This window comes from Borreliella chilensis, from assembly GCA_000808095.1.
GTDB classification, from domain to species: Bacteria; Spirochaetota; Spirochaetia; order Borreliales; family Borreliaceae; genus Borreliella; species Borreliella chilensis.
This window is the reverse complement of sequence record CP009910.1, coordinates 712362-727886: the sequence shown is the minus strand read 5'-3', so window position 1 is coordinate 727886 and position 15525 is coordinate 712362. Positions and strand designations below refer to the sequence as shown.

General features: G+C 30.8%; 12 protein-coding genes. 1 reads left to right on the top strand and 11 read right to left on the bottom strand.

What is annotated here, in order from left to right; all coding sequences use genetic code 11:
• Nucleotides 1-8 precede the first annotated feature (8 nt).
• Genes OY14_03445 through OY14_03420 form a run of 6 tightly spaced genes read right to left on the bottom strand, consistent with a single transcriptional unit; the run spans nt 9 to nt 6291 of the window.
• Entirely contained in the window at nt 9-902 is an 894-nt protein-coding gene (locus OY14_03445) for a mevalonate kinase (protein AJA90476.1), read from the bottom strand.
• Nucleotides 890-1849: a phosphomevalonate kinase gene (locus tag OY14_03440; GenBank protein ID AJA90475.1), complete on the bottom strand. Its 960-nt coding sequence runs from the start codon at nt 1847-1849 to the stop codon at nt 890-892. Before OY14_03440 ends, OY14_03445 begins: the two co-directional genes overlap by 13 nt.
• Nucleotides 1840-2778 carry a diphosphomevalonate decarboxylase gene (locus OY14_03435; protein AJA90474.1) on the bottom strand — a complete coding sequence of 313 codons (939 nt, stop codon included), beginning with the start codon at nt 2776-2778 and terminating at the stop codon, nt 1840-1842. The genes OY14_03440 and OY14_03435 overlap by 10 nt, the downstream gene beginning before the upstream one ends.
• Nucleotides 2756-4030, bottom strand: coding sequence for a 3-hydroxy-3-methylglutaryl-CoA reductase (locus OY14_03430; protein ID AJA90473.1), 1275 nt, complete (start codon nt 4028-4030; stop codon nt 2756-2758). The genes OY14_03435 and OY14_03430 overlap by 23 nt, the downstream gene beginning before the upstream one ends.
• The gene (locus tag OY14_03425) at nt 4020-5084 is read right to left on the bottom strand and encodes an isopentenyl pyrophosphate isomerase (GenBank protein AJA90472.1); all 1065 of its coding nucleotides are present in this window, start codon (nt 5082-5084) and stop codon (nt 4020-4022) included. The genes OY14_03430 and OY14_03425 overlap by 11 nt, the downstream gene beginning before the upstream one ends.
• The gene (locus OY14_03420; GenBank protein ID AJA90471.1) at nt 5068-6291 is read right to left on the bottom strand and encodes a 3-hydroxy-3-methylglutaryl-CoA synthase; all 1224 of its coding nucleotides are present in this window, start codon (nt 6289-6291) and stop codon (nt 5068-5070) included. The genes OY14_03425 and OY14_03420 overlap by 17 nt, the downstream gene beginning before the upstream one ends.
• Nucleotides 6292-6385: 94 nt before the next feature.
• Between OY14_03420 and OY14_03415 the strand changes: the two genes are divergently transcribed.
• Complete coding sequence (locus OY14_03415; protein ID AJA90470.1) at nt 6386-7453, top strand: thiouridylase; 1068 nt, start codon at nt 6386-6388, stop codon at nt 7451-7453.
• Between the two features lie 43 nt (nt 7454-7496).
• Here the strand turns inward: OY14_03415 and OY14_03410 are convergent, their stop codons facing one another.
• From OY14_03410 to OY14_03390, 5 genes are all read right to left on the bottom strand, one after another.
• Nucleotides 7497-9398 (bottom strand): chemotaxis protein, encoded by a 1902-nt coding sequence (locus OY14_03410; protein ID AJA90469.1) that lies wholly within the window; start codon nt 9396-9398, stop codon nt 7497-7499.
• Between the two features lie 29 nt (nt 9399-9427).
• On the bottom strand, nt 9428-11689 hold the full coding sequence (locus OY14_03405) for a chemotaxis protein (GenBank protein AJA90468.1): 2262 nt from the start codon (nt 11687-11689) through the stop codon (nt 9428-9430).
• A gap of 152 nt (nt 11690-11841) precedes the next feature.
• Nucleotides 11842-12768 (bottom strand): sugar ABC transporter permease, encoded by a 927-nt coding sequence (locus OY14_03400; GenBank protein ID AJA90467.1) that lies wholly within the window; start codon nt 12766-12768, stop codon nt 11842-11844.
• A complete protein-coding gene (locus OY14_03395) occupies nt 12740-13885 on the bottom strand; it encodes a sugar ABC transporter permease (GenBank protein ID AJA90654.1) in 1146 nt (381 codons plus the stop codon). The genes OY14_03400 and OY14_03395 overlap by 29 nt, the downstream gene beginning before the upstream one ends.
• Before the next feature lie 6 nt (nt 13886-13891).
• Nucleotides 13892-15466, bottom strand: a complete 1575-nt coding sequence (locus OY14_03390) for a ribose ABC transporter ATP-binding protein (GenBank protein AJA90466.1) — start codon at nt 15464-15466, stop codon at nt 13892-13894.
• Nucleotides 15467-15525: the final 59 nt, after the last annotated feature.

Here is a 15525-nt window from a genome sequence, read left to right as displayed (position 1 = left end):
AAAATACCCTAAGCTTTAATTAATTTTAACTCCAAAGCCAAATCTATTCTAGAATTCTTAAGTATATTATTTAATTCTATTTTAACTAAATTAGCCTTTTGCTGACTTTCAAAAAGGAAAATAAATGCTCCCCCTTTACCAGAGCCACTTAATTTGCCAGAAAGAGCACCCAATTTTAGTCCTTTACGTATCAACCAATCAAGAGTATCGTTAGACAACCCCAAGCATTTTAAACAGTAATGCGCAAAATTCATTTCATTAGCTAAAGAATATACATCATTATTCTGGAAAAAAACAGAAGCATTATTTACAGCAGAACCAAGTTTTTTAATAAAAACAAATAAATCGGGATTGGCTAAAACCCGTTTTTTCAAATTTACAACTATCTCTTTAGTTGTAAAATCTCTTTTTATTGCTCCTACTAAAAAATAAAAACTAGAATTTCCCACTTTTTTAAAATTTAAAACACCTTCTTTTTTCTCCAAATAAAAAGTTCCACCAAGCTCAATTAACCCAATATCCATCCCAGAAGATTTGCCATGAAAAATGTCTTCGATTTGATTTGCCAACAAAATTTTATTACAATCTTTATATTCAAAATGATTTGTAATATATTCTGCAAAACACAAACTAAGACTGGCTGAAGAACCAAGACCAACCCCAATAGGAATTTCAGAAATTACAGTAAACTCGATTGGATTAACTTTATTGTAATTTGAAACAATAAAGCTTATCAAGCTATTTAATCTTATACTGGGTTTTCCTAAATATTTCCAATCTTTAGACAACTTGTAAACCAGGTCCATATAAATCGGGACTGTAGCTCCAATGACTGGAAATCCGTAAACAGCGCTATGTTCTCCCAGAAATAATATTTTAGAGGGCTTTCTTATCCTTGACATTTTATGCTTTCAAATTTAATGCTTTCATGCTCTAAAACGATTGGAATAATCTTTGACAAATCAAAAGCTCTAATATTGGGCCTGTAAACTAAAAACGTTTCATTTCCAGCTCCCAAAGCCTTAATCAAATCACATTTATCCTGAAGATGCTCAAGACTTGAGGGCAAAGCCGCAGAAACTCCTATTGCCTCTCCAATTGCCAATCCTAATTCTTTAGCCCTTTTTAAACTAGCAATTAATACAGATTTAGAACTACCAATACTTAAAACAAGTTTTTTCATCTCCAAATTGCATTTAAATATAAAATCTAAAATAGAATCTCTGTGTTTATTGTACTCACAAATAGAAGTAGTGGTTTTAACTGCTTGTAAACCCTGCATCAAATAAAAATCATTAAATTCTACAGCATCTAACCGTCTGTACTTAGGAGTAAAACCACCTTCAAACTTAACAACACCCCCAAAAATACTGGTAGCAATATCATACCCACTGCCTATTCCCCCTTGAGAATGCCTGTAAGCTTCTAAACAATATCTAAAAATTTTATCTTTTTCAACAACATTAGTAGCATTAGAAATTAAAAAAAGTCCACATACTATGCCAATAGCAACAACAGCACTTGACCCAAATCCCTTTTTAATACCATCATTAAAGAAAAAATTGCTTGTATCAATATAAACATCATATGAAAAACTTTCTAAATTAAAAAAATAATTTTGATTTAAGTAAGCAAACATTTTAAAAACAAAATCATTTTTATTCTCTATTAAAGAAAAATCGTCTATCTCTTTCTTTTTGCTAAAAAAACGCCAAGAATCGCTCTTTTTAAATGAAAAAAATGCTCTCTTGTTGATGGCAATTGCTAATCCCAATCCCTTTTCCTCCAAGATAGTATATTCCCCCATTAAAAGCAAGTTTCCAGGTACAGAAAAACTAATCAAATCCATTCTAAGCCACATCCAACCTTTGAAACAATAAAATTAATATCAGCAAAATTCTGCTTAAGTCCTTTTAAAATGGCATTTAAATTTTCTTCTAAACAAAGAAACTTTACCTGCGGACCTGCATCCATTGTTTCAAACACAAAAATTCCCTCACTTCTCAAATTAGCAGCATATTTAATTAAATCTATTGTACTACTTTTAAAATAAAAAATAGAAGATGCAAACATTAAGGCAAACATATTCTGATAACTTTTTACAATATTTGCTCCAAAATGTATAAAATCTTTTTTTAAAAAAAAATATAAAGCATCTTTAAAAATATGTTTACTAGAAGCAATCCAAGCATCATAATAAAATCCTTGCTGTTTGCAAATACCCATTGCAACTCTTGAGGATAATTCTTTTTCATTAGTATCAACTATGGCAAATATTATGCGCAAATCATTAAAATAAGATTGATCTCTCAACTGAAAAGATTCTTTTGAACCTTCTTTTAAAATAGTAAACCCTCCGTAAATAGACCTTGCTGCAGAAGCTGAGCCCACTCTTGCAAGATCCGACGCAATATTAAAAGAATATTTATTAAAATATTTTAAAATACAAGCAGCAATAGAAGCAAAACCTGAACTTGAACTTGCAAGACCTGCTGCTGTTGGAAAATTGTTTTCACTTTTAATTTTAAATCTAACATTTGGTTCGTTAAGAATTTTTCTTGCATAATCAAAAAATAACTTTTCTCTATTTTGCAATATAACAGGCTTTGAATTTAAAATTATTTCATCTTGATTTGAAAGTTCAAGCTCACTTATTGAATAAAATTCATCAATACTAACAGCAAAGCTAGAAGTTGCCGGAATATTTAAAAAAACATCTTTCTTTCCCCAATATTTAATTAAAGCCAAATTTGCATTAGCTTTGCACTTCACTTTCATTCTCTAGCCTTATTCTCTTTAAAATTTTAAAAGCAAACTCAAAAGAATAAATACCCACTTTTTCCATTTCTAATAATAATTTGTCCTTCTCAAAATCAGAAATATTACACTTTGTCTTTAAAAGATATAATATTTTATTAACATGTAATCTCATATGCCCTTTTTGAATCCCATCAAATGCAAGAGCTCTTAATGCAGCAAAATTACTAGCAAGCCCTACACAAGAGAGAATGCCAATAAATTCATTCTTACTGTGCACATTCATAATTTTAAAACTTAAAATTGAAGCTTCGTTAGAAGATGTAACCCCACCTCTAATTCCAACTTGCAAAGGAATTTCAATTTCTCCAACCAAAGCATTATCAATAGTATAAAATTTACTAAGGGGAAGATATTTCCCGCTTTTTGAAGCAAATCTGTGAACAACGGCTTCAAGAGCTCTTGTATCGTTTAAAGTTGCAAGACACACCCCTGTTATTCCATTCATAATGCCTTTATTATTAGTAACAGCTCGCTCCTCTTCATAAAAGCCTATACTAGAAATAATTTCAATTTTTTTAGCCAAATTCCAAGAATCCTCTCTATTTGATAACAAGTGCTTAAAATCTAAAACAAAGCGAGCTTTAGTTGTAAAATCGCTAATATCATTGCTTAAAACTTTTAAAATGCACTCATATCCAAACTCCAAAAAAATACATTTTGCTACATGCTCTGCAATTGAGTTTAGCAAATTAGCACCCATAGCATCACAGGTGTCCAAATAAAGATTTAATTTCTGAACACCAAGCTCCTTAATATACTTAGTTGATAATCTTTTAAATCCACCCCCTCTTTGATTCATATTAGTTAAAAGAGGGTCAATCCAAATTTTGATTTTACTATCAAGACCAACAAAAATTTTACTCAAATCTTTTTCAGACTTTATATAAATTTGAGAAATTCCTAACACTTCGCCCAAAGAATACTTTAAATTAGCATTTTCAAGAATTTTTGATGCAAAATTCAAGGCAGCAACAACAGAAGATTCTTCTGTTGCAATAGGCAAAGAATAGTATTTGCCATTTATCTTCAAATTTTTTACAATTCCAATAGGAACGGATAAATATCCAATATAATTTTCTACCATATTTAAAAGAAAATCTTCATTGGCATTATTATAAAAAAAATCTTTAAAAGATAAACCTAAAAAACTTTTTATCTCTTGTTTTTTTTCTAAAACACTTTTATGTCTAAAATTTTTGCTAAGCTCCATAAAACTGCTTAAAAACTCCAAGCTCAGCAAGCAAATAGCTACTTAAAAAATACTTATTATTTTTAAATTCTGATAAGCTCTTGCTTCCACTTAAAAACATAGACATTTTTAAAACATGCTCATATTCAGAAAAAAGACTAAATATTGCATCTTCTCCTGAATCGTAAAAAACTCTAAGAATAACTGCAGCAACGCCTATAAGCCTAGCTCCAAGAGCAATACCTTTAGCAATATCCATGCCTGTCTCATACCCACCAGATGCAAAAATATTAGATTTTAGAGAATTATCAATACTAAGCAAAGTAAAAATCGAAGGAATGCCCCAATCAGAAAAACAAGTCGCCACATTTAGGTTATTCCCTTTCAGACCTTCTACTAAAACCCAATTGGTTCCACCACTCCCCGCAAGATCAACATAAGAAACACCAAGCTTAAACAATTCTTTAACATCGTTTGGCGAAATTCCAAAACCTGTCTCTTTAACAATCAATGGAATATTTAAAAAGTCAGACAATTTAGCTATTGATTCTTTTATTCCTTTAAAATTTCTATCTCCATTAGCATTCATTAACTCTTGCCCCGCATTAAGGTGGACAACGATTGCATCAACTTCCAATCTCTTGATCATTTCAGCTACTCTAGAAACACCAAACTCAACAATCTGAACAGCACCAATATTTGCAAATAGAGGAATATTAGGAGCATACCTTTTAAGGGCAAAGTCTCTTATGTACTGGGGATATTTAAATAAAAGCTTAAAAGAGCCTAATCCAATAGGAATTTTTAAATAATTTGCAATTTTAACCAAAGATTTATTAAACTCATTCCCTTCCTTACTACCCCCTGTCATAGAAGAAATAAAAACAGGCATGCTAATACTGTATCCAAATATTTCTTCTTTTATCTTTATCTCAGAAAAATTAAAATCACTAAGAGCATTATGTCTTAGCTTAATAAACTTTAAAAAATTACAGCTGCTTTTAACATCGCTTTTATTTAAACAAATTTCAATATGCCTTTTTTTATTTTCTAATATATTAGGCTCGATACCCATAAACTCGGTATCCATCATCCCTTAATTCTTTCAAATAAAATCCTTTAGATTCACCAGGAACTATTTTATTTTGAAAAAAATCTTTATATTCTTCAAAACTTGCATCATTTCTATTTCTTATAAGTCCATCAAGATCCCATAATTTAACAATATTAAAAGCACCTTTTTCAATGGTAAATTCATAAATAATCATAATATTGCCAGATCCATAAGAACAAAACAAGATCTTTTCTCCTGAAATATCTTTCTTGGAAAATACTTTTTTCAAATAAAATGCCAATGATAGAAAAATTGAACCCGTATACAAATTCCCTACTTCCATAGCAGCTTCAACTCCATCATAAAAATCTATCGATTCTAGATACGAATTTCTAACAGACTCGTCATCACTATAATATTTTTTTAAAATATAATGCATTGAATCTATCGGCATCTTAGCAAAAGGAACATGCAAAACAAATCGATAATTAGAAAATAAATCTCTCATGCTAAGCTGTTTTTTAGCAGCAAAATCTCTTAAAGCATTTTCATTTGCATTATTGTAACATTCAACTGAATACTGACCTCGCACTTTAGCCTCAACGCTCCCAAAAGGTCTAAAAAAATCATCGACATCGTCGGTATAAACTCCAAATTCAGATAAATTGATAGAAAGAAGCTTTGGATTCTTCTCAACAAGAACTGCAGTTGCACCAGCTCCTTGGGTAATCTCAGCCGTAGTAAGATTGCTATAATGCGCAATATCTGAAGAAAAAACTATTCCATATTCAGAATCATTAGAATAGCTTAAAACGCTTGCTACGCTGTGTAAAGACATTGCAGCACCCGCGCACGCATGTTGCACCTGAAAAGTTAAAAAATTATTCCCTAAGCAAATACCAGCCTGCTTTAAAGCTCCAAAAACATAAGAAGAAATTGCCTTTGAATGATCTACCCCTGTCTCAGTTCCACCTAAAAGCATTCTAATTTTGCTTAAATCAAGATTATTGTTATCAAAAAGAAGTTTAACAGCTGAACTTGCCATAGTTACACTGTCTTCATTAGGACTAGTAAATCTAAAACCTTTTTGCAAGGTTGAATCTATTGCTCTGTTGATTTTTTTAAAGAAAACTTCATTAGAAGAATATAAAGGATTTTCTAAAAGGACAGAAAAGTCTAAGTAATTAAAAGGTAAAAAAATCCTAATATCACTAATACCTATTTTCATATATTCCTCAATTCATTAATGGGTTTTAAGTATTATATTATAATTTACAAAAATTAGCAAAATTTTATATAATGAAACCTAAAAAGGGAAATTTATGAAAATAGCCGTGCTTTTGTCTGGAGGAGTAGACAGTTCTGTTGCTCTTTATAGAATTATAAAAAAAGGATATGAAAGTATAAAATGCTACTATCTAAAAATTTGGCTTGAAGATGAACTGTCTTATATAGGCAACTGCCCTTGGCAAGAAGATTTAAATTATGTTGAAGCTGTGTGTAACAAATTTAAAGTACCTTATGAAATAATAAATTTTCAAAAAGAATATTATAACAAAGTAGTAAGCTATACCATTAAGGAACTAAAAAATGGCAATACTCCAAGTCCAGACATTTTTTGTAATCAAAGAATAAAGTTTGGAGCATTTTTTGAAAAAATAAATGAGCAGTATGATTTGATTGTCACAGGACATTACGCTAAAATACAAATAAAAGGTAAAAACTTTTTTTTAAAACAAGCAAAAGATAAAATTAAAGACCAAAGCTACTTTTTATCTCATCTCTCTCAAAAACAAATATCAAAACTATACCTTCCCTTAGGAAACTTGCTCAAAAGCGAAGTAAGACAAATAGCTAAAAGCATAAATTTACCTAACAAAGAAAGAAAAGACAGCCAGGGTATTTGCTTTTTAGGAAAAATCAAATATAACGAATTTATCAAGTATCATCTTGGCGAGAAAAAGGGCAATATAATCGAAAAAGAAACAGGGAAAATAATAGGAATTCATAACGGATATTGGTTTTTCACAATTGGACAAAGAAAAGGAATAAAACTAAGCAACGGACCGTGGTTTGTCGTAGAAAAAGACCTAGAAAAAAATATAATATACATCTCTCATAACGAAAATTATTTAAAACAAGCAAAACGTAAATTTTTAGTTCACGAAGTACATTGGATAAATAGAAGGCCTTCAAATTTTGAAAATTTCAAAATTAAAATAAGACATGGCGAAAAAAAATACCCTTGCAAATTAAAACTTATTAAAAATAACTTAATTGAGGTTTCTTTAAATAAAAAAGATTGTGGGATCTCACACGGTCAATTCGCAATATTTTATAAAAATACAGAGTGCCTAGGAGGTGCTAAAATCTTTAAAATCTTAGAATAATAATCAATCCCATAAGTAAGAAATAATAAAATTTATCTCTTACTTATTTTTCGACCTTAAAATAATCAACAGATTCTTTTAAATCTTTTACACTTTCTAGCATCTTTTCAGACATCGCAGAAAGTTCTTCGCTACTTGAAGCTGTAGTCTGAACTAATTGGCTAACCTGCTCTATTGCATTTTTAAATTGCTCTATTTGAACACTCTGCTTAGAACTTTCATTAGAAATATTTTTCACAAGCCTAGCCGTTTGTTCCATACCAGGAACTATTTGCTCAAAATTTTCTCCAGCACGACTTGCAACAGTCAAGCTCCTGTTTGCAATATCAATAATCTCTCTTGCCGATTCTTTGCTTTGATCTGCAAGCTTTCTAACCTCAGCTGCCACCACTTCAAATCCTTTACCCTTCTCTCCCACTCGTGCAGCCTCAATCGAAGCATTTAAAGCTAGCAAATTAGTTTGCCTTGTTATTTCATCAATAATTCCAATTTTTTCAGTAATTATAGTCATTGCCTCAATAGCTTTAACAACAGATTTATGCCCCTCTTTAGTTCTCTCATTAGTATTAACAGCAATTTTCTCAGTAGTAGATGCATTTTCAGTATTCTCAGAAACACCCTGTGATATCTGCTCAATATTTGCTGTCATTTGCTCCAAAGTAGAAGCCTGCTCAACAGCACCAGAGCTTAGATTCTGGCTTGCATTTGCTATCTGAATCGCATTCTCATAAAGATAATCTAGATTTTCAATAACCCCTTTTGCAACTGAAGAAAAATTGGTTCTCAATTGTTCAAGACCTTCGTGCAAGCTATACAATTCTAAAGCATCCCATTTTTCAAAATTAACATCAGCAGTAAAATTGCCAGAAGCAAGTCGTTCGGAATATTCTAATATCTTATTCAAAGAAGAACTTAACTTTTTCACAAGATAAAGAGTTGCAATAGCAAGAATAAGCAATGTAAATGCAAAACTAATCCCCAAAATTAAAGATGTAGCTCGTGACATATAATAAAAATCATCCTCAGAAGTTCTCATCAAGACAATAAATTTGCTATTAGATAAGTTTAATACTACCTTTTGGCTAATTCCCACATACTTTTTACTAGTATTAGGATCATAATAATAAACAGTTGAAATTTCTCTATTTTTTTGTAACAACTCTTCAGATGTCTTTTTAAGAATATTAGAATAAGAAGCACTAAGATCGGTTAAAACATCGCCTGGCAATGCAGTATGATGAACAACAAATCTACCCGTAGCATCATAAGCTAATGCGCGACCACTAGATAGTATCCCAAAATTAATTCCCCTAAAAGATCTATGTATATAATCCATTGAATAGAAAAACATAAAATATCCAAAAATATCACCTGTACCAAAATCTCTCAATGGTATGCCTATTAATATATAAGGAATTTGACCTTTTTTATTTTTTATTTTAGAAATGTTTCTAACTAAAGATTCCTCAATCGAGCCAGGATCTGACAACATGACAAAGGAATTATAAACAATGCTTTGAGACTCTTTAAGCTTTATAAAATACTCCCTATCCCCAATAGACTTGCCAAAATCACTATTATCCTTAACAGCCGTAGTAAAAACTATTTCGCCTTCCTTGTTTGTCACCATCATATTACTCCCGGTTTGAACAAGAATTTCAGATTGATCTGAAATAAAACCCAATCTTTTGGATCTAATCTTACTATCTTCATTAAATTTTTCAGCAGAATTGAAGTACATGGAACTAACCCTAACTTTTTCTTCCATTGAAGAAATATAAATATTAAAAGAACTTCTAATGTTTCCAATAAGATTTATCATCAGATCAAATTGTTGATCTACCAATTTACTATTAATTAACATTCCAAACACAAAAAATAAAATTGATATAAAGAATGCTATCAGAATAAGAACAAGCAGCAACATCCTAGCTTTCAACTTCATATACTAACCACCTCTTTAAAAAAATAAATTCAAAACTCTGAGAAATCATCATCAAAATTCAAATCCTTATCAGCAATATCAATAGCTTTTTTAGGATCAACTCGCTTATTAATAGTTCTTACAGAAGGCTCGTCTTCAACATTAAAAGAATAATTATTATGCTTACTACCACTTAAGGTCGAAATTCCATTATTTTGCAAATTTTGATTTTGATCTTTAAAAGAATTTTCAGGACAATCCATTAAACTAAAATCATAATCACCATTTTCTAGATTACCAATTGTAGAGTCTTTAATTTTGAAAAATAATACAGACTGTCTGAGCTCCTTGGATTTTTCAAGCATTTTATCGGACATGCTAGAAAGTTGCTCGCTACTTGAAGCTGATGACTGAACAACTTCTCCAACCTGATCTAAGGCCATTTTAAACTGAGCAATTTGATCGCTCTGCTTAGAACTGCCTTCGGAAATCTTCTTAACAAGATTAGCTGTTTCCTCTATTTCGGGCAACATCTCTTTAAATATTAATCCCGCTTCAGTAGCCACCTTAGAGTTGTCTTCAACTAACTCTCCAATCTCAAGAGCCGAAATTTTACTGAGATCAGCTAACTTTCTAATCTCGCTAGCCACAACAGCAAATCCTTTACCTTCATCGCCTGCTCTTGCAGCTTCAATGGCTGCATTCAATGCAAGTAAATTAGTCTTTCTCGCTATTTCTTCAATAACACTAACTTTCTCTACAATATCTTGCATAGCAATAACAGATTCCTCAACGGCCTTGCCACCTATATGAGAATTTTCATTGGTCTTTAAAGCTATCTGCTCCGTTTCATAGGAATTATTCGCACTCATATTAACACCAGACGCTATTTGCTCAACATTGGCTGACATCTCTTCAAGAGCAGATGCCTGTTGCAGCGCACTAGAGCTTAAATTTTGACTTGAGCTGGCCACTTCTAGACTAGCCTTATTCACATAGCTAATATTCCTCAAAACGCTGGCAATTGCTATAGAAATGGCTTTTTTCATTTTTACAACCTGAAGACTTAACATACCAAGCTCATCAGAAATATCATCACCATCATCAAGAGCATAATCCTTATCCAAATTCCCCTTAACCATATCTTGAACCAAAATTCTAATTGTATTTAAACGAAAACTAATAATCTTGTCTATTCTCATCGAAAGAATAATGCTTAATACAACAAGACCTAAGACAGAATATAAGACATACTTAAACCTTAAACTAGATATCACTCCATAAATATCTTTATAGGGAAGTCTAGCAATAAGAACTCCACTTTTTTCTCCTAATTTGCTGCTTATGGGCAATAATGCATAATAACAGTCTTCCCCCATTTCGGAGAAAAGAATTCGATCAATAGTATAAACTGACACTTCAGTAGGAATATTTGATGGAAGCGGTGGCTTGGAAAAAACATCTTTAAGGATATTTAAAAATTTAGAACTAACTCTACTAGTTTCATTGTATTCTTCAAAAGGATTAACTGCTAAATTATTAGGATCTACATAAATAAAATTACCTCTTTTGTAAAAACCAAATCTAAATCTATCAAAATTATCTGCCAAAATATCATTAAGTAAATATCCGGCTAAATATCCGCAAACAAGCTTATCTTCTGGAGAGTATACAGGCACAATTATTGCGAAAGCTTTTTTTTCGCTTTGCCTAGACCTAATAGCAACCTCTGCAGATATTCCTTCAGAAAGATTTGAATACCAACCTATAAATTTTAATTGGTTTTGCTTATAATCCTCAACCGCCTTTTTAAAATAATTAGTATTTGCCTCAGAATGACCAAAATCCATATTATTTTCATGCCTTGTACTAACAATTATTCTTCCTTCAAAATCAAAAAAAGCAAATTCCTCAAAAAAAGTATCATTTTTAAGACTAACCATAAAATTATATAAGCATTGACGATATTTTTTATTCATCTTTACAGAATCAATAACAAACTTTGAATTTTTTCTTAAATCCACCAATTCGGACTCTGAAAAATCTTTCCCTCTATTTTCAAAATTCGAAAATTCTGATATAGTTTCAAGCGCTAAATTAGAAGCTGCTCCATTGATTATGACATATAGAGTGTCCAAAAAAGACTGCGTAGAGAAAGCTGCCCTTCTTACTTGCGCCCTTGTAAGCTGTTTATAATAATCTTCTAAATATCCGCATAAAACAAAATTAAAAATCATAGAAAAAAGTAACAGTATAAAAATTAAAAACAATAACAAAAATCCAACAAATCTATATTTAAGCTTCAACAACATAACAAACTACCTCACAAATCATCTACTTATTAAATCAAATAAACTCAAGACCAAAGGGTATAAAAAAATTTTACAGCAAAAAATTAAAAACTCTTAAAAAATTAAAAGAATTTTCACAACATGAAAAACAAATTATAAGCTATTATTGACTGCTAATGCTTTTTATAAGGTATGCCTAGAAACTTAGGCGCATAATTTCTTTTTGAAAAAAAAATAAGACTTAAAATAATAATTAAATATGGAGTAATAACTAAAATTTTAGAAGGCATTATTAAAGACAAAAAAGAAGTTTGAGCCAAAACAATTGCCAAAGTTTTAACGAATGAAAACAAAAAACTGCCCACTAAAACTCCTAAAGGTGTCCATTTGCCAAAAATTAGCATTACAATAGCAATAAAACCTTGACCGCCTGTAATCCCTTGTACATAGCTTGATGCAATCACTGTTGTAAGAATAGCCCCCGAAATCCCCGCTAAAAATCCACTCAAAAGAACACAAAAAAATCTAATTTTATTTACACTAACCCCAACAGACTCCAATACTTCTGGATTCTCACCACTAGCATTAATTCTAAGTCCAACTTTGGTGTATTTGAAAATAATATGCAGTAAAAACACGCATAGCATTGCAATATACAAAGAATATCTTTTGCCAAAAATTTGAAATATAAAAGACTTTTTGCTTAAAACTCCATCAAAAAGAATAGGCAACTTTATTTCTATAGGTGGAGTTGAAATAGAAGAAAAAATTAAAGTGCTTACAAAAACAGCAATGGCAGGTCCTAAAAAATTAAGTGCCATTCCAGTTATAACTTGGTCTGATTTTAAAAAAATTGTAAAAACAGCATGCAAAACAGCAAGCGCAAGCCCTGCCAATCCACCAACAAAAATTGAAAACAATGGATCATTTGTAAAATATGCAACTGTAGCCCCTGAAAATGCTCCTATTGTCATTATCCCTTCAAGACCGATATTAATAATCCCACTTTTTTCGCTTATAAGGCCTCCAAGGCCAGCTAAAATTAAGGTTTGAGAATTTATTAAAGTTTCACTAATCAAGAATATTATTATATTTGACACTCTTAACACCCTTTAAAAATATTTTATTTAAAAAACAACTGGCAGAAATTACAAGAACAACTACCCCCATCATCAAGGATACAATTGAAGATGGAAGCCCCATTAAACTTTGAACCCTACTACTCCCATAAAGCAAAACAGAAAAAAGAATACTAGAAAATAGTATTCCAATAGGTGAATTGTTTCCCATAAGAGAAACAGCTATTCCATTAAAACCAATCCCTTCCATATAGGAAAGCTTAAATATAGCTTTATTAACACCCATAACCTGAACAGCTCCAGCAAGACCTGCAACCGCTGCTGAGAGAAACATTGAAAAGATCAGTACAGTTTTCACATTAATACCCATACATTTTGAGGCTTCAATATTGCTTCCTATAGCATTTATTTTAAATCCAACAATAGTTTTGTTAAGCAAAATCCATATTAAAATAGCAAAAATTATGCCCAAAACTATTCCAAAATGAAGAGGCGCTTTTAAAAGCTCATTAACAAAAGGATGAGAAGACCTATAAGCAAGACCTTCTGGTGAAAGCTTCCAAGAACCTAAAAAATCAATAAATGCACTTTCTTTGATGGGCTTTGAAAAATCACTATTATCTCTTTTGATAAAACCAAAGTCTAAAATTATATTATTAAAATGAAATAAGATCCAATTAAACATTATTCCTGAAATCACTTCACTAATATTGAATCTAGCTTTTAAATATCCAATTAAAATTCCCAAACTACCTGATGCCAAAAAAGTAATAACAAAAATGGTAATTACATGCAAAATGGGAGGCAAATCAAGAAAAACAGATGCTATTAAAGCAATAATAGATCCGAGTATAAACTGACCTTCAACTCCAATATTGAAAAGACCTGTTTTCAAAGAAATACCAATAGAAAGACCTGTAAAGATCAAAGGAGCCGCATAACTTAAAACATAGCCTAAATGCTTGGGAGACGAAAAGAGAATCTCCATTATTATAAAATACATTCTAAAAGGAGAATAACCAAAAACCGCCACCACTATACCAACAATTAAAAATCCAATAAATAGAGAAAAAACACTAATAAATGCTGAAGAATTTAAAAATTTTAATACAAATTTGCTACATACATTTTTACTAATTATCATCTAACTTAAACCCATCATCATTTTACCAATAACATCAATATCAAAATTTCCCTCTAAAATACCTACTATTCTTCCGCTATGCATTACAGCTATCCTATCGCAAACATTAACAAGTTCATCAAGCTCAAAAGAAATCAATAAAATAGATCTACCCGCATCTCTTTGCTCTATTATTCTTTTATAAATATTCTCAACAGCACCAACATCAAGACCTCTTGTAGGCTGAATAGCTAAAAGGATATCCGGCTCCAAGCTAATCTCACGAGCAATAATAACTTTTTGCTGATTACCCCCAGATAAATATTTTACCTTATTCAAAACATCTCTTGGCCTAATATCAAAATAATTTACAAGTTGATTGCTCAATTTTTTTAAAAAATTAAGATCAAACCCTACAAATTGTCTTTTAATAAAATTAAAACTTAAACCACTCTTTAACTGATTTTTTTTTAATCTTAAATAATCAGGATTGTCAAAGCTCTTAAGTCCAATATTTTGCATAACATTAAATTCTAAAATAAGACCATGCCTTTGCCTATCCGAAGGAATATTACCAATTTTTTTATTTATTATTTGCTTTATAGTTAAGCCTTTTAGAGATTCTAAAATTCCTGAAGAACTTTTTTTAAAAATATCGCCCTTAAATATACTTTTTAAACCTAAAATTGCATCAACTAGATCCTCTTGACCGCTCCCCTCAATACCTGATATTCCAAGAATTTCACCATTTCTCAAATTAAGATTAACATCTTTAACTTTCAAAACTCCCCTTTCATCTTTAACACTTAAATTCTTTATTTCAAGAACATTAAAATGATTCTCAAATTGAGCTTTAGATGCTCGAAGCACAACCTCCTTACCTATCATTAATTTTGTAAGATCTTTGTCATCAACCTCAGCAATATTAACAGTTTTCACAACCTTCCCAAGGCGCATAATTGTACATTGTTTTGCAATAGACCTAATTTCTTTTATTTTATGGGTAATAAGTATTACAGTATGACCTTCTTGGGTGAGTGTCTTTAAAATATTTATAAAATCATCAACCTCACTTGGAGCAAGTACTGCAGTAGGTTCATCAAAAATAATAATATCTGCATTCCGATAAAGAACTTTCAATATCTCTATTTTTTGCTCCATGCCAACACTTAAGTCTTCAACTTTTTTCTCCAAATCTATCTTTAAGCCATATTTTTCTGAAAGACAATTTATTTTTTCCCTAGCTTGTTTATAATTAAGAAAACCAAATTTTGAATTTTCATATCCTAAAATAATATTCTGAATAGCAGTAAATTGTGGGATTAACATAAAATGCTGAAAAACCATTCCAATCCCATTTCGAATAGATTCGCTTGAATCCTTAAAGCTGACTTCCTTGCCTTTTAAAATAATGCGGCCACTATTTACTTGGTGAAGTCCATAAATAGTCTTCATTAAAGTGGTCTTTCCAGCACCATTTTCTCCAAGAATAGCATGAACTTCGCCTGCCTTAAATTTAATAGAAACATTATCATTGGCAATAAAATCACCGTACTTTTTTGTAATATTTTCCAATACTAGTATATCTTCTTTCATTTCATTAAGCTTTAACCCCAATCAATATCAAACAAAAGTGGCTTACATATTCTATTCTA